This window comes from Intestinibacillus massiliensis, assembly GCF_900155735.1.
Classification (GTDB): Bacteria; Bacillota; Clostridia; order Oscillospirales; family Butyricicoccaceae; genus Intestinibacillus; species Intestinibacillus massiliensis.
The window spans coordinates 20,931-45,004 of record NZ_LT707059.1 but is presented as its reverse complement, the minus strand read 5'-3'; the positions used below and the strand labels follow the sequence as shown (position 1 = coordinate 45,004).

The 24,074-nt window shown below is 61.3% G+C and carries 19 protein-coding genes; 8 read left to right on the top strand and 11 right to left on the bottom strand.

The genetic code is table 11. From position 1 onward, the window contains the following. Positions 1-32: 32 nt before the first annotated feature. The 8 genes from CZ203_RS08125 to CZ203_RS08090 all read right to left on the bottom strand — a co-directional run bounded on the left by CZ203_RS08125 (position 33) and on the right by CZ203_RS08090 (position 9,413). The gene (locus tag CZ203_RS08125) at positions 33-410 is read right to left on the bottom strand and encodes a hypothetical protein (protein WP_087065623.1); all 378 of its coding nucleotides are present in this window, start codon (positions 408-410) and stop codon (positions 33-35) included. 65 nt (positions 411-475) lie between these two features. Then, complete coding sequence (locus CZ203_RS08120) at positions 476-988, bottom strand: Gx transporter family protein (protein ID WP_087065622.1); 513 nt, start codon at positions 986-988, stop codon at positions 476-478. 10 nt (positions 989-998) lie between these two features. Then, entirely contained in the window at positions 999-1,394 is a 396-nt protein-coding gene (locus CZ203_RS08115) for a NusG domain II-containing protein (RefSeq protein WP_087065621.1), read from the bottom strand. Continuing rightward, on the bottom strand, positions 1,384-2,424 hold the full coding sequence (locus CZ203_RS08110; RefSeq protein ID WP_087065620.1) for an FAD:protein FMN transferase: 1,041 nt from the start codon (positions 2,422-2,424) through the stop codon (positions 1,384-1,386). The genes CZ203_RS08115 and CZ203_RS08110 overlap by 11 nt, the downstream gene beginning before the upstream one ends. A gap of 137 nt (positions 2,425-2,561) precedes the next feature. Next, a complete protein-coding gene (locus CZ203_RS08105; protein WP_087065619.1) occupies positions 2,562-4,604 on the bottom strand; it encodes a diguanylate cyclase in 2,043 nt (680 codons plus the stop codon). A 23-nt stretch (positions 4,605-4,627) separates the two neighbouring features. Next, positions 4,628-4,984: an Hpt domain-containing protein gene (locus CZ203_RS08100; RefSeq protein ID WP_159456429.1), complete on the bottom strand. Its 357-nt coding sequence runs from the start codon at positions 4,982-4,984 to the stop codon at positions 4,628-4,630. Between the two features lie 486 nt (positions 4,985-5,470). Continuing rightward, positions 5,471-7,180, bottom strand: coding sequence for an ammonium transporter (locus CZ203_RS08095; protein ID WP_087065617.1), 1,710 nt, complete (start codon positions 7,178-7,180; stop codon positions 5,471-5,473). A 130-nt stretch (positions 7,181-7,310) separates the two neighbouring features. Beyond that, on the bottom strand, positions 7,311-9,413 hold the full coding sequence (locus CZ203_RS08090) for a glutamine synthetase III family protein (protein ID WP_235847486.1): 2,103 nt from the start codon (positions 9,411-9,413) through the stop codon (positions 7,311-7,313). Between the two features lie 477 nt (positions 9,414-9,890). On the opposite strand from CZ203_RS08090, the gene CZ203_RS08085 reads away from it, so the two are divergent. The 8 genes from CZ203_RS08085 (at position 9,891) to CZ203_RS08050 (ending at position 19,218) form a co-directional block, all read left to right on the top strand. Continuing rightward, complete coding sequence (locus tag CZ203_RS08085) at positions 9,891-10,982, top strand: class II glutamine amidotransferase (RefSeq protein ID WP_087065616.1); 1,092 nt, start codon at positions 9,891-9,893, stop codon at positions 10,980-10,982. A 3-nt stretch (positions 10,983-10,985) separates the two neighbouring features. After that, positions 10,986-12,491: a glutamate synthase-related protein gene (locus CZ203_RS08080; protein WP_087065615.1), complete on the top strand. Its 1,506-nt coding sequence runs from the start codon at positions 10,986-10,988 to the stop codon at positions 12,489-12,491. A 102-nt stretch (positions 12,492-12,593) separates the two neighbouring features. Next, positions 12,594-13,316 (top strand): GltB/FmdC/FwdC-like GXGXG domain-containing protein, encoded by a 723-nt coding sequence (locus tag CZ203_RS08075; protein ID WP_087065614.1) that lies wholly within the window; start codon positions 12,594-12,596, stop codon positions 13,314-13,316. A 27-nt stretch (positions 13,317-13,343) separates the two neighbouring features. Continuing rightward, complete coding sequence (locus CZ203_RS08070) at positions 13,344-14,663, top strand: glutamine synthetase family protein (RefSeq protein WP_087065613.1); 1,320 nt, start codon at positions 13,344-13,346, stop codon at positions 14,661-14,663. A gap of 33 nt (positions 14,664-14,696) precedes the next feature. Further along, on the top strand, positions 14,697-15,266 hold the full coding sequence (locus tag CZ203_RS08065; RefSeq protein WP_087065612.1) for an ANTAR domain-containing response regulator: 570 nt from the start codon (positions 14,697-14,699) through the stop codon (positions 15,264-15,266). A 324-nt stretch (positions 15,267-15,590) separates the two neighbouring features. Next, positions 15,591-16,436 (top strand): diaminopimelate epimerase, encoded by an 846-nt coding sequence (dapF, locus tag CZ203_RS08060; protein WP_227103810.1) that lies wholly within the window; start codon positions 15,591-15,593, stop codon positions 16,434-16,436. Further along, entirely contained in the window at positions 16,433-18,040 is a 1,608-nt protein-coding gene (locus tag CZ203_RS08055; RefSeq protein ID WP_087065611.1) for a CTP synthase, read from the top strand. The genes dapF and CZ203_RS08055 overlap by 4 nt, the downstream gene beginning before the upstream one ends. Continuing rightward, entirely contained in the window at positions 18,037-19,218 is a 1,182-nt protein-coding gene (locus CZ203_RS08050) for an LL-diaminopimelate aminotransferase (protein WP_087065610.1), read from the top strand. The genes CZ203_RS08055 and CZ203_RS08050 overlap by 4 nt, the downstream gene beginning before the upstream one ends. An 89-nt stretch (positions 19,219-19,307) precedes the next feature. Here CZ203_RS08050 and CZ203_RS08045 read toward each other — a convergent pair whose 3' ends face one another. The 3 genes from CZ203_RS08045 to abc-f form a co-directional block, all read right to left on the bottom strand. Continuing rightward, complete coding sequence (locus CZ203_RS08045; protein ID WP_087065609.1) at positions 19,308-20,690, bottom strand: sodium-dependent transporter; 1,383 nt, start codon at positions 20,688-20,690, stop codon at positions 19,308-19,310. Between the two features lie 211 nt (positions 20,691-20,901). Further along, the gene (locus tag CZ203_RS08040; protein WP_087066208.1) at positions 20,902-22,227 is read right to left on the bottom strand and encodes an MATE family efflux transporter; all 1,326 of its coding nucleotides are present in this window, start codon (positions 22,225-22,227) and stop codon (positions 20,902-20,904) included. Positions 22,228-22,325: 98 nt separating this feature from the next. After that, positions 22,326-23,939 (bottom strand): ribosomal protection-like ABC-F family protein, encoded by a 1,614-nt coding sequence (gene abc-f / locus CZ203_RS08035; RefSeq protein WP_087065608.1) that lies wholly within the window; start codon positions 23,937-23,939, stop codon positions 22,326-22,328. Positions 23,940-24,074: the final 135 nt, after the last annotated feature.

Sequence of the window (24,074 nt, the reverse complement as noted above, 5' to 3'; positions counted from 1 at the left end):
AATCTGACCGATTGCGGCTTTTTTTCGGGTATTTACTTCGCCGTGTTGGGCGCAGCGCTGTTGCTGCCCGGTACCGTGCCGTCCGGTACGCCCGCGGTATCGTTGCCCAGGATGCCGTCGTCCGTCGCGTTCGGCGTGACTGCGCCGCCCGCTGTGCCGGGGCCGCCCGCGCCGTTCGTCGGGTCGCCGCTGCCTGTGGCATCGTCGCCCATCAGGCCGGTATCCACGCCGTCGTTGGCGTTCGCCGCGCCTTCCTTGTTCCCGTTGTTGTCCGCAGGCGTGTTGGTGTTGTTATCGGTCGCGCTGTTGTCCGTGGTATTGGGGTCCTTCGTGTCGGTCGTCTTACCGCAACCGGCCAGCAGGGACAGCGACAGGGTGAGCGCCAGCGCCAGAGCCATCAGTTTCTTCATTGCGTTATACCTCCTTGAAATTTATGCTTAGTATGAGGAGGATTCCCGGCTTTTATGCTGGGTTTTTACGCAAAAATATCAATTTTTTTCAGATGGTTCAGCACCGTCCGGCACACCAGCCCGGTCAGCAGCCCCATCGGGATGGAAGTGAGTAGCAGCAGCGGCAAATACCCCAGCACGTCGGCGGTGCCGAGCACGAGCATCGCCGCACAGACCTGCCCGATATTGTGCGCCGCCGCGCCCGCGACGCTTATGCCAAACAGGCTGAACCACCGCCCTTCGCGCCGCAGCAGCAGCGCCATCACACCGAGCGCCAGGAAGCCGCCGAACAGGCTGAACAGGAAAGAGGTCACGCTCCCCGCGAAAATGGACGCCAGCGTCACACGGCACAGCAGGATGGCCGAAGCCTCCCGTTTGCGCATCGCCGTGAGCGCGAACAGCGTCACAACGTTTGCAAGCCCCAGCTTGATGCCAGGCACCGGCACCACCAAGTTCAGGGGAACCATGCGCTCCACCAGCGACAGGATCAGCGCCAGCGAGGTAAACAGCCCGCATAGGGCAATCCGTTTAATCCGCATCGCTTCCCCCTTACCGCACAATTGCGTCGACGTCGCCGCTGGCCTTCTGCCCGGTCAGCTTGACGACCAGCCGGTTCGGCAGGCAAACCGCGGACTGGCCGGCGCGCGTCAGCCAGCCCGTGCGCACGCAGACCTGGTCGTGGCAGTCCGCTTCGCGGATGCGCACGCGGCGACCGTCTATTTCAATCGTATTGTGCCCACCCGCCCGGCCTTCGACCGTAAAGGTTTCCTGCACGCCGTCCGCCAGGCGCACGCGCCGCACAAGCTGCTGGTCCTGCCGCACCTCCAGGTACAGCGCGCCCTGCGGGACAAAGAAGAACGGCGCGGCAACCGCCGCCGCCAGCAGGAGCACCAATACGCACACGGCGAAGTCGCCCGGGCGGAAGGTGCGCAGCCTATCCTTCATAGGTATACCCCTTGTCCGCGCCCAGGAACTCCCCGAACGCAAATTGCGTCCCGCTGCTGTGTTTGAGCGCGTCGGACGGCACCATGCGCTTATCCTGCGTGATAAAAAGGGCGGGGATGCCGTTGCGGTTGCAAAAATCCAGCCCGCGTTCCAGCCCCATGACAAAAAGCGCCGTCGAGTAGCCGTCTGCCGCCGCACCCTCCTCGTAGGGCTGGAGCACAGTCACGCTGCGCAGCCCGCTTTGCGCGGGATACCCGGTCTTGGGGTCGAAAACATGGTGGTAACGCACGCCGTCCTGCTCAAAATACCGTTCGTAGTCCCCCGTCGTGACGACGCAGCCGTCGCGCACCTCGACGGTTGCGAGGTATTCCGCCACGTTGTCCGGGTCGCCGATGCCGATCTTCACCGGCTTCGCCTGCCCGTCCAGTTCAAAAGCGGAAACATTGCCGCCAAGCTGCAGCAGCGCCGCCGTCGCGTCTTCAGAGGTCAATGCCCACGCGCCGGCGAAGCCCTTGGCGATGCCGCCGAGGTCGACCTCCGCGCCGTTTAGCAGGCGGACGCGCCCGCCTGCACTGGCGTCCGCCGCCGGCTCAAGCTCGATGTTGCGGTAGTCGACATGCGTGAGCGCAGCGTCAATCTCGCTTTGCTGCGGCACGTGCGCCCCCTCCGTGCCGATGCCCCAAAGGTCGGTCAGCGGCGCGACCGTCGGGTCGTACGCCCCATCCGTATCCATCGCGAGCCCCTTTGCCTGGTCAATTAAATGGTACGTTTCATAAGATACCGTGACCCAGTCGCCGCCCGCATGGTTGAGCGCGTATATTTCACTCTCCGGGCGGGTACGGGACAGCATCCTGTCCAGCTTGTTGATGTATTGCTCCGCCTGCACCACGGCCTGCTTGGCGTCCGCGCCTTCCGCCTGGATGCCCATAACCGTATTCATAGCGAAAAACTGCGATTCCGCCTTTTGCACGCCGCAGCCGGAAACCAGGCCCAGCAGCAGGCAGATCGCAGCCAACCGTATTTTGTTCATTATTTTGCTCCAATCCACGGGGTTTATAGCCGTTTTTCAGTATAATACAAAACGCATCGAAACGCAAGGAAAAGCCCCGGACAGTTTTCCGGGGCTTTGGGGTGATTTTGTCCCGGCGGCCGGTGCGGCGCGCCGTTTCAGTTGTCCATCGAGGACAACACGCTCAGCAAATCCTGCATGGAGCTGTCATAGAAGCAGTAACGGTCCCTCCCGCGCTTTTTCGCCGCGTAAAGCGCCCGGTCGGCGGCATGGAACAGCGTTTCATACGCGTTGCCATCCTGCGGCGCGAGGGCGATGCCCATGCTGACCCGTATCGGGAAGGATTTATAGTTGCCGTGCAGGGCGTCGAAAATGCGGCGCGCCAGGGCTTTGATATCGCCCTTGTATTCGATAAACAGCAGGAATTCGTCCCCGCCGATGCGCGCCGCGATATCGCCGCCGCGCACGCTGTTTTTCACCATATGCGCAACATGCTGCAGCACCTGGTCCCCAAACATATGCCCGTACGCATCGTTTGCCGCCTTGAAGTTATCCAGGTCGAGCAGCAGCATGGCGTACTGCTTGCCCTCCGCCGTCAGCGCCCGCCGGATCCAGCTGCGGGCGGACGCATGGTTGCTCAGCCCGGTGAGGGAATCCTGCTCCGCCATGCGCCGGAGCTGCTCCAGCCGGAGCTGCTCTTCATGATCGTCCACAAATTTGCCGATGATGCCCGTGACCTCATCCGGGGCGTCGGCCTGCCAGATGGGGCGCGCGACCGCCTTGTACCAGCGTTTTTCGCCCTTGACATTGAGGCAGTACATCCCCCCGGCGATCGGTTTTTCCGGGGTTGCACAGTTGAGCCGGTGCTTCAGGTCGAGGAAGTCCTCCAGGGAGAATACCCTGTGCAGTTCCCCGTTGCCCTCCGGGTGCTCGATCAGCGTGCTCAGGCCGAGGCGCACGCCGCCCCATTCGGAAATGGTCAGCATGTCGGATTGGTAGTTATACTCAAACTGGATTTCGTTGGACATGGACGCGAAGAACTGGTACTTGATGCGCTCCTGTTCGAGCAGCGTCAGCGTCCTGCTGGACACCTTGCCCCCCGCGATCACCTGGCTGGACAGCGCCCGGATGTTGGCCTCCGACACGTCGCTCAGCGAACGCAGGCGGAGCTCCTCCTCAAGGTGGGGGCCCGCCTCCTGCAGGCACTGCATCAGCAGCGGGTTGAACGCGCCGCATTCGCCGCGCAGGATCATGCGCAGCGCCTCTTCATGCGGATAGGCCGGTTTGTAGACGCGCTCGCTCGTCAGCGCATCGTAAACGTCCGCCAGCGCGACCACCTGCGCCTCGATCGGGATATCGTCCCCCCGCAGCCCGTCCGGGTAGCCGCGCCCGTCCCACCGCTCGTGGTGCCAGCGGCAGATGTTGTAGGCGATCTGGATGAGCTCCTCCTCGTGGCGCTGCAGCGCGTCCTGCATGATGCTGGCGCCCTGCATGCTGTGCGTCTTCATCACCGCAAATTCCTCGTCCGTCAGGCGGCCGGGCTTGTTGAGGATTTCCTCCGGGATGGAGATTTTGCCGACGTCATGCAGGGCGGAGGCGTTGATGATCAGCGCCATGCGCGCGGCGGGCAACGGGTATTTATCCGTAATTTCCTGCAACTTGCGCAGGAAAATCTCCGTCAAGGTGCGGATATGCAGCACATGCAGGCCGCTTTCCCCGTTCCTAAACTCTACGATATTGGAGAGGATTTCGACCATGAGGAAATTGTTCCGCTCTTTTTCGACCATCTGCTCCGCTACCATGCCCTCCAGCGCCTTCTGCTTGGAATAGAGCATAATGGTGTTGCGCACACGCCTTTGCACCGTTTTTTCATCAAAGGGGCGGTTGATATAATCGCTCGCGCCCAGGTCGTAGGCATGGTCGATATAGGCGGATGCGGTCTCCGAAGAGATGGTGATCACAGGGATCCGGTTGAGCCATCCATTCCGCTCCATCAGCTCCAGGACCTCAAACCCATCCATTTCGGGCATGACGATATCCAGCAGGACGAGGGAGATATCATCGTTCCGTTTTTGCAGCACCTTGGCCGCCTCCGCCCCGGTGGACGCCTCGAGGATGTCATACTCCTCCGACAGCATGTCCGCCAGCATGGAACGGTTCATCTCCGTATCGTCTACAATTAAGACCGTACCCTTCTTCATGGCCGTCATCCTTTCTTCGTGCTTTAGCCCTGCATAAACGCCCGGATACAGGAAACGGTTTCGCGGTACCTGCCGTCCACCTCGTCCAGCAGCGCGCCGACGTCGGCTGGAAGCAGGCCGCCGCGCAGGGCTTCCGTCATTTTACTGGCGGCGTCGCCGAGCGACGACAGCCCCAGGTTCATGCACACGCCCTTGAGCGAATGCGCGGCGCGGAAGGCCTCCTGTGCGTTGCCCTGCGCCAGCGCGCTGCAAAGGAGCCCGTAGCTTGGCTCATCCGGGAACATGGCGAGGAACTTCGCCACCCGTTCGGCCTTGCCCATCCGCCGCAGCACATCCCCATAATCCGCGCCCATGCAGGCGTAACATTCATTGATTGTCATATATTCTCCCCCGTCCGTCCGGACGCTGCCGGACGGTAAAACCCGTGCAGCCATGGCTGCCGGTGATATAATATGGCCGCCCTTTCCTGTACCAAGATCCGCAGGCAGGGCGGCGTCTTCCGCGGGGCATCCCCAGCCTGTCGCCCGGGCCCGCGCTTCTCTATTTTGACAAATTGATCCAAATGGCACACCGCAAGGGCGCTTAGCCTCCGCTTTCCCATCTTTAAAAATGCGCAAACGCGGAAACAAGCGTTATTGCCATGTATCCTAAGCATATTCTAGCGCATCCACCCCATAGATGCAAGTTCAAGATCGCGCCCGTCACACAAAAACCCTGCGGCGCGGGTTTCCATACCGTACTGGCCTGGTACGCCGCCCGCAGGCAGGGGATGCGGCGCCGCCTTAACCGGGACAGGGGGAGGGGACGGCCCAGGCCGTCCCCTCCCCCTGTTTTTTACCGCTTATCCGCATACGGTACGCTTGCTGTCACTCCACATCCTGCAGCGCGTCGTACCCCTCTTCGCCGGTACGCACCTTGACGACGTTTTCGACATGGTAGACGAAAATCTTGCCGTCCCCGATGTGTCCGGTATAGAGCACCCGCTTCGCGGTTTCGATAACCAGCTCAACCGGCACCTTGGATACGACGATCTCCATTTTGATCTTGGGCAGCAGGGTCATGTCGACCTCGGCGCCGCGGTAGTATTCCGTCGCACCCTTCTGCAGGCCGCAGCCCACGACATTTGCTACCGTCATGCCCGCAATGCCGATCGCGTTCATCGCGTTCTTCAGTTCCTCAAACTTGGACTGCTTGGTCACGATGACAATCTTGGAGATGGCGTGACCGCCCTCCGCGGGCGCGTCCGTCCGCACCGTTACCGGGACCGCCGCGTCCATGCTTGCCGTTTCGCCAAGTTCCGCCTTTGCGGCAGCCTCGCCCGCCTTGGTGCCCAGCACCGCCGGGATCGGCATGAAATCCGCGTAGGCGGAGGCCAGGCCGTGTTCCTTCATGTCGAGGCCCTGGATTTCCTCCTCCCGCGAAACACGCAGGCCGATGGTGTGCTTGATGATCTGGAATACGGCTGTCATGGTAATGGCCACCCAGGCGATAACACACGCAACGCCGAGAAGCTGTACCAGGAAGAAATGCGCGCCGCCGCCGTAAAACAGGCCGCCGTCCGTGGCAAGCAGGCCGGTCAGCAGGGTGCCCATCGCGCCGCACATGCCGTGCACGCCGACCGCGCCGACCGGGTCGTCCACCTTGGCCTTCTTATCCACGAACTCGATCCCAAATACCACCACAAAGCCCGCAAGGAAACCGATGACCGCCGCGCCAAACGGGCTGACCATATCGCAGCCCGCGGTAATGGCGACCAGGCCGGCCAGAGAGCCGTTCAGCGTCATGGACACGTCCGGCTTCTTGTAGCGCACCCAGGTGATACACATGACGGTAACCGTCGCCACGGCCGCCGCCAGGTTCGTGGTCATGAAGATGCGGCCTGCGGAAACGATCGCCTCGCCCTCCATCGACACGGTGGACGCGCCGTTAAACCCGAACCAGCAGAACCAAAGGATGAATACGCCCAGCGCGCCCAGCGTCAGGGAGTGCCCGGGGATGGCGCGCGGCTTGCCCTCCTTCGTGTACTTGCCAATACGCGGCCCCAGGATCAGCGCGCCGACAAAGGCCGCGACGCCGCCGACCATATGTACCGCCGTGGAGCCTGCGAAATCATGGAAGCCGAGCTGGCTCAGCCAGCCGCCGCCCCAAATCCAATGGCCGGAAACCGGATAGATGACCGCCGAAATGACCATGGAATAGATGCAGTAGGCCGAGAACTTGGTGCGTTCCGCCATCGCGCCCGAGACGATGGTGGCCGCCGTGGCGCAGAACACCGTCTGGAAGACGACGAACGCCCAAAGCGGGACGCCCGACGGCAGCACCGCGGCATAGTCCCCGCGGATCATCGGGTCAAACGTGCCGAACACTGCAGACGAGCCGCCAAACATGATCCCGAAGCCCAGCAGCCAGTAAATTGGCGTGCCGAGGCAGAAGTCCATCAGGTTCTTCATGATAATGTTGCCTGCGTTCTTCGCACGGGTAAAGCCGGTCTCCACCATTGCAAACCCCGCCTGCATGAAGAACACGAGCGCCGCGCCCAGCAGCACCCAGATTGTGTTGACTGCAGAAAATTCCATACTTGATTCCCCCTTAAAATAGTAATGGCGTGTACGCTGCCCCGGGGATGTCCCCCGGGAACGGCATACACGCCATTGTGTATGTGAATATTTTCACGCGTTATAAAGTTCTACGGCCCCGGCGCGCTGTTTATACGCCGTAAAGCAGCTTGCCATAAGTCGGGAACGGCCAATACTTCTCCGCCGTCAGCATTTCCAGCTCGTCGGCGGGCACCCGCAGCTCGTTCATCGCGGCAAAAACGACGTCGTGGTAGTAGTTCGCCAGGTCCTGCGCGCCTTCCTTGCCAGCAGCCTCCTTGAGCGCCTGCTCCAGCTTGTCAAGCTTGGCAGCCAGGGAAGCGTTCAGCGCGGAAAGCTTTTCAATGATGGAAACCTCCACCAGGTCGGCCTGGATGCCCAGCGCCTTTTTGGCCATGGCGGCATCCGCAAGCTCCTTGGTGTAGCTGATCACCGCGGGGATAATCTGCTTGCGCGCCATATCCGCCATGGTCAGCGCCTCGATATTGATGGTCTTATAATACTCCTCGAGCAGGATCTCTTCGCGGGAATTCAGCTCGGCTTCCGTATAGATATCATGCCGTTTGAACAGCTCGATGTTCTTTGCGTCGGTATAGTGCGGCATGGCGTCCGGCGTGGACTTCAGGTTCATCAGGCCGCGCTTCTCCGCCTCCTTGACCCAGGAATCGTCGTAGCCGTTGCCGTTGAAGATGATGCGCTTATGATCCTTGATGACCCGCTTGATCAGGGCGTTGAGCGCGTCGTTAAAGTCCGCCGCGTCCTCCAGCTCGTCTGCAAACTGGCGCAACTCTTCCGCGACCGCAGTATTGATCATAATGTTGGTGCACGCGATCGAGAAGGACGAACCCAGCATGCGGAACTCGAACTTGTTGCCGGTGAAGGCGAACGGCGAGGTGCGGTTGCGGTCGGACGTGTCCTTAGGGATGGGGGGCAGCGCGCAAACGCCGATCTCCATCTTCTCCTTGACGCGGTCCTTATACACCGCGCCGGTCTCGATCGCCTTGAGCACGGCCTCCAGCTCGTCGCCCACGTACATGGAGACGATTGCCGGGGGCGCCTCGTTCGCGCCGAGGCGGTGGTCGTTGCCCGCGTTGGCGACGGAGATGCGGAGCAGGTCCTGGTACTCGTCGACCGCCTTGATGACCGCGGCGAGGAACAGCAGGAACTGCGCGTTTTCGCGCGGGGAGGAGCCGGGCTCCAGCAGGTTTTCGCCCGTGTCGGTGGATACCGACCAGTTGTTGTGCTTGCCGGAACCGTTGACACCGTCGAACGGCTTCTCATGCAGCAGGCAGACCAGGCCGTGGCGGCCGGCGACCTTCTTCATCATTTCCATCGTGAGCTGGTTGTGGTCGGTCGCGATGTTCGTGGTGGTGAAGATCGGGGCGAGCTCGTGCTGCGCCGGGGCGACCTCGTTGTGCTTGGTCTTGGCGAGGATGCCGAGCTTCCACAGTTCCTCGTCCAGCTCCTTCATATAAGCGGAGACGCGGGGCTTGATCGTGCCAAAGTAGTGATCCTCCATCTCCTGCCCCTTGGGCGGCATCGCGCCGAACAGCGTGCGGCCGGTATACTGCAAATCGGGGCGCTCATCATAATACTGCTTGTCAACAAGGAAATACTCCTGCTCCGGGCCGACCGTCGTATTGACGCGCTTGGCGTCCTTGTTGCCAAACAGGCGCAGAATACGCAGCGCCTGCTTGCTGATCGCATCCATAGAACGCAGCAGCGGGGTCTTTTTGTCCAGGATTTCACCGGAATAAGAGCAGAATGCCGTCGGGATGCACAGGGTGCCGTCCTTGATGAACGCATAGCTCGTCGGATCCCAGGCGGTGTAGCCGCGCGCCTCAAAGGTGGAGCGGATGCCGCCGGACGGGAACGAGGAAGCGTCCGGCTCGCCCTTGATCAGTTCCTTGCCGGAAAACTCCATGATGACGTTGCCGCCCTCGGTCGGGGAGATGAAGCTGTCGTGCTTTTCCGCCGTGATACCGGTCATCGGCTGGAACCAATGGGTGTAGTGGGTCGCGCCCTTGGAGACCGCCCAGTCCTTCATTGCATTGGCAACCACGTTTGCGACGGCCGGATCGAGCGCCCGGCTTTCATCGATTGTCTTCTTAAGCGCCTTGTAGATATCCTTGGGCAGACGTTCCTTCATCACGTTTTCATTGAAAACCATGCTGCCGAACATCTCCGGGATATTCATGTGCTTTAAGCCATCCATACTGCACGCCTCCATTAATATATTGAAATTTTCACCTGACAAATGTTAAGGATATAAAAAATGGCACTGCGGGCAATATGCCCACAGCGCCCTTGCTGTTTACAACGTAAATTATATCGGCCGCCGCCCCCTTTGTCAAGGCGCAAACCAGACATTTTCACCGTCCGGCAAAGATTTATCGCATAATACTAAGTTTATCCCGGTGCTTTGCCCCGCTTTCTATGCAATCTGTAAGAATTTAATTTCTTTTATGAATCCGCGCTTGACCTTTATTTTTGTATGCTTTAGAATGGAAAGCGGACAAAGACGTCCGCCACACAAGGCCTTGCCGCGATGCAGGGAGCCTTGGTGGCGGACGTCTTTTTTATTTTGTAATGTCCCGCCCGCCTTCCCCTTTCCAAAGGAAGGCGGCGCCCTTCACGCGGGGCGGGCGCGGTACATTTTAAGGCACTGCCAGAGTAAGGAGGGCACCCCACCATGCTAAAAGAAGGCCAGGTCCGTATCCCTGCCGGATGTGCAATCTCCGGCATCTTTTCCAGAAGCGGCGCGCGCACGAGCGGCGAAGCCATCATAAAATCCATTTCCACCATGCACGACCGCTCGAACGGCCTGGGCGGCGGCTTCGCCGGTTACGGCATCTACCCGGAGTACGCGGATTTTTACGCGTTCCATGTGTTTTATGACACCCAGGCGGCAAGGGACGCCTGCGAGGACTTCCTGGAAGCGCATTTCGACATTGTGAACCTGTCGAAGATCCCCACCCGCCGCCACCCGCGCATCACCGACGAACCGATGATCTGGCGCTATTTCGTCAACCCGCTGCATGTAAAGCTTGAGGCAAGCCAGCTCGACGAGCGCGAATACGTCGCCCGCTGCGTCATCCGCGTCAACGACCAGCTGGAGGGCGCGTACATCTTCTCCTCCGGCAAAAACATGGGCGTGTTCAAGGCCTCCGGCTACCCGGAGGACGTCGGCGCATACTACCGGCTGGAGGAGTACAGCGCCTATTCCTGGACGTGCCACGGCCGCTATCCGACCAATACGCCCGGCTGGTGGGGCGGCGCGCACCCGTTCGCGCTGCTCGACTGGAGCGTTGTGCATAACGGCGAGATTTCCTCCTACGACGCCAACCGCCGCTTCATCGAGATGTTCGGCTATAAGTGCAACCTGCTGACCGATACCGAAGCCATCACCTATATCATCGACTACCTCGGCCGGCGGCAGGGGCTGACGCTGCCGGAAATCGCGCAGGTCATCGCGGCGCCCTTCTGGTCGACGATCGAAAGCCGCCCCGCCGAGGAGCGCGCGCGCCTGACCTATCTGCGCAACGCGTTCGCCCCCCTGCTCGTCACCGGCCCGTTTTCCATCCTGGTCGGTTTTGACGGCGGCCTGATGGCGCTGAACGACCGCCTCAAGCTGCGCAGCATGGTTGTCGGTGAAAAGGGCGACACCGTCTATATCGCCTCGGAGGAATGCGCCATCCGCGTCATTGAGCCGTCGCTCGACCGGATCTGGGCGCCCCGCGGCGGCGAACCGGTGATCGTCACCCTGGACAAAGGAGGAAAGTAAACGATGCCTATTGATTTTTTATATCCGGAATACGAGGTCATCCGCAATCCCGGCCGCTGTATCTCCTGCCGCATCTGTGAGCGGCAATGCGCCAACGGGGTTCACCTTTTTGACGATAAGACGAAGAAAATGACGGCGGACGAATCCAAGTGTGTATGCTGCCACCGCTGCGTGTCGCTCTGCCCGACGCGCGCCCTCAAAATCGTCAAAACCGACCACGCCTTCAAGGAAAACGCCAACTGGACGGGCAAGGCGATCACCGAAATCTACCGCCAGGCGGGCACGGGCGGGATGCTGCTCTCCTCCATGGGGAACCCGGAGCCGCAGCCGATTTACTGGGACAAAATCCTGATCAACGCCTCCCAGGTGACGAACCCCCCGATCGACCCGCTGCGCGAACCGATGGAAACGCGGACCTTCCTTGGCAAAAAGCCCGGCCATATCGAGCGCGACGCGCAGGGCAACATCGTCCCGAACCTTTCCCCGCAGCTCGCGCTGGACGTACCGGTCATGTTTTCCGCGATGAGCTACGGCTCGATCTCCTACAATTCGCACGCCGCCCTTGCCCGCGCCGCCGCCGCGCTCGGCACCTATTACAATACCGGCGAAGGCGGCCTGCACAAGGATTTCTACGGATACGGCCCGCACACCATCGTGCAGGTGGCTTCCGGCCGCTTCGGCGTTTACAAGGAATACCTGGAGGCGGGCGCGGCCATCGAAATCAAGATGGGGCAGGGCGCAAAGCCCGGCATCGGCGGCCACCTGCCCGGGCTGAAGGTCGGCCCGGACATTTCAAAGACCCGTATGATCCCCGAGGGCACCGACGCGATTTCCCCCGCCCCGCACCACGATATTTACTCGATTGAGGACCTCCGGCAGCTCGTGTATTCGCTCAAGGAGGCCACCGGCTACCAAAAGCCCGTGTTCGTCAAGATTGCCGCCGTGCACAATGTCGCCGCCATCGCATCCGGCGTGGCGCGCTCGGGTGCGGACGTGATCTGCATCGACGGCTACCGCGGCGGGACGGGCGCGGCGCCCACCCGCATCCGCGACAACGTCGGCATCCCGGTCGAGCTTGCGCTCGCGGCGGTCGACCAGCGCCTGCGCGACGAGGGCATCCGCGGGCAGGTCTCCATCGTGGCGGGCGGTTCGATCCGCAACTCCGCCGACCTTTTAAAGGCCATCGCCCTCGGCGCGGACGCCTGCTATATTGCGACCGCCGCCCTGCTCGCACTCGGCTGCCACCTGTGCCGCACCTGCCAGGCCGGCAAGTGCAACTGGGGCATCGCCACGCAGCGCCCCGACCTTGTGGAGCGCCTCGACCCGGAAACCGGCTATCAGCGCCTGGTCAACCTCGTCACGGCCTGGGACCACGAGCTGAAAGAGATGATGGGCGGCATGGGCATCAATTCGATCGAGGCGCTGCGCGGCAACCGCCTGATGCTGCGCGGGCTTGGCCTGACCCAGAAAGAGCTTGATATCCTCGGCATCAAGCATGCGGGCGAATAACCTTGTACTTTTACTTTCCCACGCGCCGGCAAAGGGGTATACTATAAGAAACCGCCCCCTTGGCGCGTACCCATCCCAACCCAAGTTAGGAGGCGTACAGCCATGGTCATCCAAGCAAACCTGACCCATTTTAAAACCCTGAACGAACAAATCCGCGCCTGTCCGGACGCCGACATTACGGTCGGCTGCTGCACCGGGCAGCGCTATATCGCAAGCGGCATGTCCGGCCGGCGCATCACGGTCCACGGCACGCCCGGCAACGCGCTCGGCGCGTACCTGGACGGCTGCACCATCGAGGTCTTCGGCAATGCGCAGGACGCGACCGGCGACACGATGAACAGCGGCGAAATCATCATCCACGGGAGCTGCGGCGACGCGACCGGCTACGGCATGCGCGGCGGACGGATCCTGGTGGAGGGCGATTGCGGCTACCGCGGCGGCATCCACATGAAGGCCTATGAGGGGCAATTGCCCGTGCTGGTCATCGGCGGGCAGGCGGGCTCCTTCCTCGGCGAATACCTGGCGGGCGGCCTCATCATTGTGCTCGGCCGCGGCGTGGGCGGCCTTCCCCCGGTCAGCTATTTCTGCGGGACGGGCATGCACGGCGGCAAGATCGTGCTGCGCTGCGACGAAGCGCCGCAGGGGCTGCCGCGCCAGGTGCTCGTATCCGAGGCGACGGCGGCCGACCGGGCGGAGCTCCTGCCCCATCTCGAGGCCTACTGCCGCCGGTTTGGCGGCGACGCGCAGGCGCTCGCGGCGGAACGGTATTTCGTCCTGACCCCCAACCCGGAGGCCGGCTACAAACAGCTCTATACCTTTAATTAAAATACGCAAACGGAGGTGCGGCACCCTATGAATTACACGATGAACGAGGTCGTACAGTTTATCGAGGAAAACGACGTCAAATTTATCCGCCTTGCTTTCTGCGATATTTTCGGCACGCAAAAGAACATATCTATCATGCCGGGCGAGCTTGCGCGCGCCTTTGACACCGGCATCTGCTTTGACGCCTCGGCCTTCCAGGGGTTCGCCAACGTCAATGATTCCGACCTGCTGCTCTTCCCCGACCCGGCCACGCTGTCCGTGCTGCCCTGGCGCCCCTCGCAGGGCAGGGTCGTACGTTTTTACTGCGACATCAAATACCCGGGCGGCAAACCCTTTGAGGGCGACGGGCGGCACATCCTCGGCCAGGCGGTCGCGCGCGCACGCCTGCGGGAGCTTTCCTGCACCTTCGGTACCGAATGCGAGTTTTACCTCTTTGAGCGGGATGAAAACGGCGCGCCGACCGCCATCCCGCATGACCACGCGGGGTATTTCGACATCGCCCCGCTCGACAAGGGGGAAAACGTGCGCCGCCAGATCTGCCTGACGCTCGAGGAGATGGGCATCCAGCCCGAAAGCTCCCACCACGAAAACGGCCCTGGGCAAAACGAGATCGATTTCAAGTATTCCCACGCGCTTGAGGCGGCGGACAATTTTATCACCTTCAAGGCCGCCGTCAAGACCATGGCGGCCGCCAACGGCCTGTTCGCCTCCTTCCTGCCCAAGCCGCTGCCGGGCAAGTCGGGCAGCGGCCTGCACATCAACCTTTCCCTGTTCCAAAACGGCCGCAACATGTTTGAAACCACGCCGGTGCGCCACAACCAGACCTGCGAAAGCTTTATCGCCGGTATCCTGCAGCGCGCCGCCGAGCTGACCGTCTTCCTCAACCCCCTCACCAATTCCTATACCCGCTTCGGGGAGTTTGAAGCGCCGAAGTACATCACCTGGTCGCACCAGAACCGGTCTCCGCTCATCCGCATCCCGGCCGCGACCGGCGAGCTGTCCCGCATGGAGCTGCGCTCCCCGGACAGCGCCCTGAACCCCTATCTCGCCTTCACCCTGCTTATCCATGCTGGGCTGGACGGCGTGGAGCAGGGGCTTGCCCTGCCCGCCCCCTGCAACGAGAACCTGTTTGCCGCGCCGCGCGACGTGCTGCGCCAATACGCCAGCCTGCCGGAAACGCTCCAGGAGGCCATCGCGCTCGCCAGGGGCAGCGAATTCGTATCGCGCGTGCTGCCCGCGCGCATTGTGGAGAGCTACCTGTCCGCCAAGCAGGCGGAGTGGGACCGTTTTTCCGGTGCGGACGACAAGCTGGCCGCCGAAACCGGCATGTATTTTGAACGGTACTGAGAAGGTCCCGACAACAGGGAGGAGTGAGGCCCTATGGATCGTGTGCTCATCGCTTCCGCTTCCGCCAAGAGCGGCGCCGCGCTGGCGCAGCTTCTCGACACGTTTGACCGTCCGGAAGCGGTCGCGACAGCGCTGAGCGGCGCCGAGGCGCGCCGCATGCTGCTGGAAAGTGAATACGGGCTTGTCATCGTCAACGCGCCGCTCCCGGACGAATTCGGCCATGAACTGGCCAGCCTCGCCGCGCAGGAGACCACGGCCGGCGTGCTGCTGCTCGCCAAAGCCGAGGTCGCCGACCAGGTCGCGGAAAAGGCCGAGCCGGACGGCGTGCTGGTCGTGTCCAAGCCTTTAAACCGCGCGCTGGTTTTCCAGGCGCTGCGGCTGCTCTCCGCGACGCGCCGCCGGCTGACCGGCCTGCGCTCGGAAAACCAGCGCCTGCAGCGGAAAATCGAGGATATCCGCCTGGTAGACCGCGCGAAATGCATCCTGATCGAGTGCTGCGGCATGGCCGAGCCGGAGGCGCACGCCTATATTGAAAAGCAGGCGATGGACCGCCGCCTGTCCAAGCGCGCGGTGGCGCAGTCCATCCTGGAAGGCGGCGTCTGACTTGCCGGGAAGCCTGTGCCCCCTGAAAAGGCGCGCGCAGGCCGCCGGATGCGGGCAGCAGCCGCGGCTTTTTATGGGGATTGCGCGCGGCTGCGCCTTCCCCTCCCCAGGCATGGCAAAGGAAGCCCCCCGGCGGCATTTTCGCAACCCCGACAAATAGCGGCGCTTTTACGTCCCGAATTTCTCTTTAACTTTTCAAAATTCCGTGGAAACAACCCGAAGGAATATGTTATACTTATGGTGTATTGGTTTGTCCGCGGGAAGGCGGCGGCCATGCGCCATTTTGTTTTGCGCTAAAGATAAAGAGAACGAGGAGTGATTTGGTTGAAGCTGCCCTTTACCAAGATGCACGGCTGCGGCAATGACTACATTTATTTTAACTGCTTCGAGCACGAGGTCCCGGAACCGGAGGCGCTCAGCGTAAAGCTGTCCGACCACCATTTCGGCATCGGCGGCGACGGCATTATCCTGATCTGCCCATCCGAAACCGCAGACGCCAAAATGCGGATTTTTAACGCGGACGGCAGCGAGGCGAAAATGTGCGGGAACGGCATCCGCTGCGTCGGCAAATACCTCTATGACAACGGTATGGTGGGCGGCCGCGAGCAGATCACGGTAGACACCCTGAGCGGTATCAAGAACCTCACCCTGTTCCCACAAAACAATTTGGTGCAGACGGTCCGCGTGGACATGGGCCCCGCAGCCCTGTCCCCGCAGGAAATCCCGGCCTATCTGGACGGCAACCGCATTGTGGGCGTGCCCCTGGTGGTGGACGAGCGCGTCTACCACATCACCTGTATCTCCATGGGCAACCCGCACTGCGTCATCTTCTGCAAGGAAGACGTCGACCAGCTCGACCTCGCACACCTGGGCCCCAAGTTTGAGCACAACCCGCTTTTCCCAGAACGCATCAACACCGAGTTCATCAACGTCCTGGGCAACGGCGAGCTCAAGATGCGCGTTTGGGAACGCGGCAGCGGCGAAACCTGGGCGTGCGGCACGGGTTCGTGCGCATCCGGCGTGGCGGCATGCCTCAACGGCCTGTGCGAAAAGGGGCGCGACATCACGATCCATCTGCGCGGCGGCGACCTGACGGTCAACTACACGGACGAGACCGTGTTCATGACCGGCGCTGCGACAAAAGTTTTTGAGGGAGTTATAGAGATATGACAAAGTATATTTTCGTAACCGGCGGCGTAGTCTCCGGTCTTGGCAAGGGCATCACCGCGGCGTCGCTCGGCCGCCTGCTCAAGAGCCGCGGCCTCAAGGTCGCCGCCCAGAAGCTCGACCCATATATTAACGTCGACCCGGGCACGATGAGCCCGTTCCAGCACGGCGAGGTGTTCGTCACCGACGACGGCGCGGAGACCGACCTCGACCTCGGCCACTACGAGCGCTTTATTGACGAGGATCTCAACAAATATTCCAACCTGACGACCGGCAAGGTCTACTGGAACGTGCTCAACAAGGAGCGCGCCGGCGAGTACCTGGGCGAGACCGTGCAGGTGATCCCGCACATCACGAACGAAATCAAGTCGTTTATCTATTCCGTCGGCCAGAAGACCAAGGCGGATATCGTCATCACCGAAATCGGCGGCACAACCGGCGACATCGAGTCCCAGCCCTTCCTGGAGGCGATCCGCCAGGTCGCGGCCGAGGTCGGCCGCCGCAACTGCCTGTTCCTGCACGTGACGCTTGTCCCCTTTATCTCCGGTTCGGACGAACCCAAGTCCAAGCCGACCCAGCATTCCGTCAAGGAACTGCGCGGACTCGGCATCCAGCCGGACATCATCATCGCGCGCGTCGACCGGCCGCTGGACGAGTCCATCAAGGCCAAAATCTCCCTGTTCTGCAACGTCGCGCCGGACTGCGTCATTGAAAACCGCACCCTGCCGGTGCTGTACCAGGCGCCGCTGATGCTCGAGGAGAGCCACCTGTCCGACATCGTGTGCCGCGAGCTTGCCATCGGCGCGCCCAAGGGCGATATGTCCGGCTGGTACGAAATGCTCGACCGCATCGCATCGCGCAAGGGCCGCGTAAAGGTTGCGCTTGTCGGCAAATACGTCAAGCTGCACGACGCCTACCTTTCCGTTGCGGAAGCGCTGCAGCACGGCGGCTATGAAAACGGCGTGTTCGTCGACATCGACTGGGTCGATTCCGAGGAACTGGGCGACTCGACCGCAGACAAGCTGCTGTCCGACTGCGACGGTATCATCGTCCCCGGCGGCTTTGGCGAACGCGGCATTGAAGGCATGATCTGCGCGGCGAATTACGCCCGCGTCCACCATATCCCCTATTTCGGCATCTGCCTCGGCATGCAGATCGCCGTCATGAGCTTTGCCCGCAACGTACTGGGCTATGCGGATGCAAATTCCAGCGAATTTGATCCGAACGGCGAGCATTCGGTCATCGACCTGATGGAGAGCCAGCAGGGCGTATCCAAGAAGGGCGGCACCATGCGCCTGGGCGCTTACCCCTGCAAGATCCGTCCGGGCACGCAGATGGCCGCGGCGTACGGCGAGGAGCTGATCTCCGAACGCCACCGCCACCGCTACGAATTCAACAACACGTTCCGTGAGGAGATCGAGGCCGCCGGCATGGCCATTTCGGGCACTTCGCCCTCCGGCGAACTGGTAGAGACCGTCGAAATCCCCGGCAATGATTTTTATGTGGGCGTGCAGTTCCATCCGGAATTCAAGTCCCGCCCGAACCGCGCCCATCCGCTGTTCAAGGCGTTTATCGGCGCGGCAATTAAAAGGAGTCAAAACGCATGAAGGTCAATCGCAACTTCCAGAACATCGCAGACAGCTACCTGTTTTCCACCATCGCCCGCAAAGTAGCGGAGTACGGCGAATCCCATCCGGGCGCGCCCATCATCCGCCTGGGCATCGGCGACGTCACGCTGCCGCTTGCGCCGGCCGTCATTGAGGCCATGCAGCAGGCGCTGTGTGAAATGAGCGTACAGAAGAGCTTCAAAGGCTACGGCCCGGAGCAGGGCTACCTGTTCCTCAAGGAAGCAATCCACAATTATTACGGCGTGCGCGGCATCGCGCTCAAGGCCGATGAAATCTTTATTTCTGACGGCGCAAAGAGCGACCTCGGCAATATCCTCGACCTGTTTTCGGTCGATAACACCGTGCTCGTGCCCGACCCGGTTTATCCGGCCTATGTAGATACCAACACCATGGCGGGGCGCAAGATCCTGTTCATGGACGCCAACGAGGGGAACGGCTTCCTGCCGCTGCCCGACGCGTCCGTCAAGGCGGACGTCATTTACCTGTGCTCCCCGAACAACCCGACCGGCGCGGCCTATTCCCGTGACGGTCTCAAGGCGTGGGTCGACTACGCGCTTGCAAACGACGCGGTCATCCTGTTCGACGCGGCCTATGAATGCTTTATCGAGGATCCCGCCCTGCCCCGCTCGATCTTTGAGATCGAGGGCGCGGAGCGCTGTGCAATTGAGTTCTGCTCCTTCTCCAAGATGGCGGGCTTTACCGGCACGCGCTGCGGCTGGACGATCGTCCCGCTGGCGCTGGAGCGCGAAGGCGCGTCGCTGAACAAGATGTGGCTGCGCCGCCAGACCACGAAGTTCAACGGCGTGCCCTATATCGTGCAGAAAGGCGCGGCCGCCGTATTCAGCCCGGAGGGCATGCAGCAGACCCAGCAGAACCTGTCCTATTACAAGGAAAACGCCAAGGTGCTGAGCGATGCGCTCGACGAGCTGGGCATCTGGTACACCGGCGGCAAAAACTCCCCGTACCTGTGGCTCAAGTGCCCGGACGGTATGGAAAGCTGGGCGTTTTTCGACCACCTGCTGGAGAACGCCAACCTGGTCGGCACCCCCGGCGCAGGCTTTGGCAAAAACGGCGCGAACTTCTTCCGCCTGACCGCCTTCGGCGACAAGGCCGCAACCCGCGAAGCGGTCGTCCGCCTGAAAAAGCTGCTTGGCTAAACCTACAAAACCCCCGTGGCGATTATGCCACGGGGATTTTTCCGCCCATAAAAAGCCCCCGTCCGGTTCCGGACGGGGGCTCCTGCTTTTTAGATGGAAATTACGCCGAAATACTTGAGCAGCTCGCCAGCCAGGATGACCAGCAGCAGCACGGGCGCAACCCAGCGCACCATGACGCGGTGCAGCTTCTCGCGGCGGAAAAGGCCGCCAAAACCCTTGACTTCGTCCGCAATGACCTTGGTGCCGACGACATGCCCGACCAGGATACAGGTCAGGAAGGCGACGATCGGCATCAGGACCGAGTTGGAGATGAAGTCGAAGAAGTCCAGGAACTCGAGGCCGAGCGGCTTGATCGCGGCGAGCACGTCGCTGTAGCCCAGGCAGGACAGCATGCCGAGCGCGATGACCACGACGGTGACCGCCACGGTGCTGGCGCGGCGCTGCCAGTGCAGCTTATCCTGGACGATGGAAACCACCGTTTCCATCAGGGAGATCGAGGAAGTCAGCGCGGCAAACAGCACAAGCAGGAAGAATGCCGTGCCGATGATGCCACCGAACGCCATCTGCTCAAATACGCGCGGCAGCGTGACGAACATCAGGCCGGGGCCCGCGTTGATCGCGCTCGGGTCGCCGCCGTTAAATGCGACAACGGCCGGGATAATCATCAGGCCTGCAATCAGCGCGATGCCGGTGTCGAAGATCTCGATCTGGGCAACCGAGTGTTCCAGATAGCTTTCCTTCGGCATATAAGAGCCGTAAGTGATCATAATACCCATTGCAAGGGACATCGAGTAGAAGAGCTGCCCCATCGCGCCCAGTACGGTCGTCGTGGAGAACTTGCTGAAGTCCGGCAGCAGGTAATACTTGAGGCCTTCCATCGCGCCGGGCATGGTCAGGGAGAAAATTGCCACGAAGATCGACAGGATGACCAGCACCGGCATCAGGATGCGGCTGACCTTCTCAATGCCCTTCTCGACGCCAAACAGGACGACCAGCGCGGTGACGAGCACAAAGAGGATGAACCACGGCACCGGGCTTGCCAGGACGCCGCCCCCCGACGCGCTGATAAAGGTGCTGAAGAAATTGTCGGCGTCGCCTGCGACGGCCGCGCCGTGGCCGCTCAGGAACTCAACAAAATATTTGATGACCCAGCCGCCGATGACGCAGTAGTACGGGACGATAATGACCGGCACCAGCGAAGCAAGCCAGCCCAGGAACCCAAAGCGTTTATCCAGCGCCTTATAGGCGCCGATACACGATAGCCGTGTCTTACGGCCGATCGCGATCTCCGTGATCATCAGTGCGAAGCCAAAGGTGACGGCCAGGATAATGTAAACCAGTAGGAAAATACCGCCGCCGTATTTGGCAGCCAAATACGGGAACCGCCATAGGTTGCCTAGACCTACCGCAGATCCAGCCGCCGCAAGGACAAAGCCCACACGGTTTGTGAAACTGCTTCTCTCTTGTTTCATATTTTTACCTCCGTTTTGCCGGAAGCTTCCGGCGCATAGTCCCCTTTTCCCGGCTACCCCCGCCGGATTTTTTGATACGAAAAAGGTGCTAATAGTATACCATAAATCCTGCACAAAATCGACAATTTGGTTAAAATTTTATGAACTTTTTCACCTGCACCTCTATTTCTTGCAGAGATGGAAAAAGGCGGGGATTGCCCCCGCCTAATAATTATGCAATCTTGTGCCGGGTCCACCGCCCGCTGAGATACCGCCAGACAAAGAGCGACGCGCGGAAAATCCAGTCCATGATCATAGCCACCCACACGCCGATAGCGCCCCAGCCCAGCCAGGAACCCAGGATAAAGCCGAATACGCACCGGAATACCCACATAGAAAAGATAGAAACCGCCATTGCAAAACGTACGTCGTTTGCCGCGCGCAATACATTGGGCAGGGTAAACGCCGCCGGCCACAGCAGGATGGCGCTGCCATCATGAATAAAAATAAGGATCATTGCAAGCTTCATAGTGTCCGGCGACAGGTTATACGCCCGCAGGGTAAGCGGCAGCGAGGCCAGGATCACAATATTGAGCGCCGCCATAATCAGGTAGGCGAGCTTCATCAGCTTTTTCGCGTAGTACCGCGCCTGCTCATAATCCTGCGCGCCCACGCATTGCCCAACGACCGTGATGATCGCCAGGCTGAGCGCCTGCCCCGGCAGGCAGCCCAGCGCGTCAAAGTTATTTGCAACCGCGTTTGCGGCGATCTGCGTCGTGCCAAACGCCGCAATAATACCGACGACCAGGATCTTGCCGAGCTGGAACATGCTGTTTTCCAGCCCGTTCGGGATGCCGATGTTCAGGATGCGCCCGATCATCGCGCCGTCCGGGCGGAAGCTGCCCCCGCGCCCGATGGAGACCAAGTTGCCTGGGCGGCGCAAAAGCGCCGTCATAATCACCGCGCCCAGCGCACGGGAGATCAGCGAGGAAAGCGCCGCGCCGGCCGCACCCATCGCCATGCCGTAGATAAACAGCGCATTGCCGCCGATGTTCAGCACGTTGATCACAATGGAAACCTGCATGGAAATGCGGGAATTGCCCTGCGCACGGAACAGCGCGGCGCTCGCGTTATAGACGGCGAGGAACGGGTAGGACAGGGCGGAAAGCAGGAAATAGACCCTCGCGTTCCGCATCACGTCCGGGTCAATCTGCCCAAACAGCAGCCGCAGCAGCGGCGTGCGGAACAGCAGGCAGAGCGCCATGACCACCGCTGAAATCACGCTGACGATCAGCAGCAGCTGCTTTGCCGAGTGGCAGGCGCGCTCGCGCTCTTTCGCGCCGATGAGCTGCGCGGACACCACCGCGCCGCCTGTCGCCAGCGCGGCAAATACGTTGATGATCAGGACGTTCACCATATCGACCAGCGATACGCCCGAAACCGCAGCCTCCCCGACCGACGAGACCATAATCACGTCCGCCATGCCGACCGTGACCGCCAGCACCTGTTCGATCACCAGCGGGACAATCAGGCGCCGCAAATCCGTGCCCGAAAACATGCGGCGCGGCGCCGCTACCTGTTCCATCTGCCATTTCCCCTTTACAAAATCTTTACACCCGTTTACAGTATAGCACTTTGTACCGGGCGGGGCAATGCTCAGAGCGACCGGTATTCGGCCTGCAGCGCTTCCCACTCCTCCTTAAGTGCGAGCGGGTCGTCCCCCTTCTGCGGGCAGGACATCCTGGCGTTGACCGCGGCGATCCGCAGCTCCAGCACCGTGCGGCGGGTGTCCCGGCTGGAACGCGGCTGGGCGCGGCGCCGCCGCTCCTCTTCCCATGCGGCCATACCGCCGTCAAACGCCTCCGCATGCCCGCCTTTGACAAAGACGAGACGGTCGGCCACGTGGGCGGCAAGCGTCCGGTCGTGCGTCACGACCAGCAGCGTCCCCTGCCAGCGCAGCAGGAGCCGTTCGAGCGCCTCGAGCGTATACACGTCCAGATGGTTGGTGGGTTCATCCAGGATAAGCAGGTGCACCTTGGCGGCCAGCAGCCGCGCGAGCATGACCTTGGCGCGCTCGCCGCCGGACAGGACGGAAATGGGTTTTCCGATCTCCCGCGCCCCGAGGTACAGGTTTGCCAAGATGGTACGCACCACATGCTCCGGCAAGCCGGAATCCATCCGCGCATTCTCCAGCACGGTCTTGCCCCCGTCCAGCGTCTCGTGTGACTGTGAAAAGTACCCCACGCGCACGCCCTCGGCAAACCGCCCCTGCTCCAGCAGGGCGCGCACCAGCGTGGTCTTGCCCGCGCCGTTGTCGCCCAGCATGACCGTGCGGGAGCCGGCCGGCAGGATCAGCTGCGCATCCTCCAGCACGGTTTTCCGCCCGTAGCGCACGGTCACATGGCCGACCTGCGCCGCAATTTTGGCACGTACCGGCTGCGGGTCGCCCAGCGGCATCGAGATTTCCGGCAAATCGCGCGGCCGCTCCTTGACGGCAAGCTGCTCGGCACGCTTCTGCATATGCTTTGCGCGGCTTTGCACATGTTTCTGCTGGATGGAACCAATATCCTTATAGAGCATCCACTCGCTCGAACTCATCCGGCGGGGCGGCCGGCCGACGCTTTTCGCCTGCTCGCGGATCTGGTACATCTCCTCTGTCAGCCGCTTTTTCTCCGCCGTATACTGCTCATACTCAAACTGCGCGAACGCGCGCTCCCGCTCTTTTTGCTGTAAAAAATCCGAATATGTCCCGGGAAATATCCGCAGTTTTCCATCCTCCAGCTCCCAAATTTGCGTACAGGCCGCGTCAAGCAGCGCGCGGTCGTGTGAAACCAGCACCAGCGCGCCCTGGTGCCGGAGCAGCAGCTTTTGCAGCGTTTCAATGCCGCTCACGTCCAGGTTGGTCGTCGGCTCGTCGGCAAACAGCAACGGCGTGTCTGCCGAAAGCGCCGAAGCAATTGCCAGCCGCGTGCGCTCGCCGCCGCTTTTGACCGCGCTCGCGCGCAGCCCGAGCAAGCTGCGCATCTGCGCATTGCCCGTGTCCGCCGCCTCCCCATCCTGCCGGATTACGGCGGTGCGGCAAAAGCGGCGCACCGTGCCTGCATCCGCCGGGCTTTCACCTGACAGCACGCGCAGCAGCGTGGATTTGCCCGCCCCGTTTATCCCGACCAGCCCAATACGGTCGCCAGATGAGATCGCAAGGTGGCCGATTTCAAATACATCCTGTATGCCGAAACGCTTTGCCAAACCGGCAGCTTCCAATAATAACATAAAAAAATCCCTCCCGAACAGCCCTGCCCGGAAGGGATTTTACCGCACCAAAACAGACGGGTCCTATTGACCCGCCGCTATGCAGATAAAATACGCAACCGAACAGAGCAAGCCTATGGTTTGCCCTAAACAACG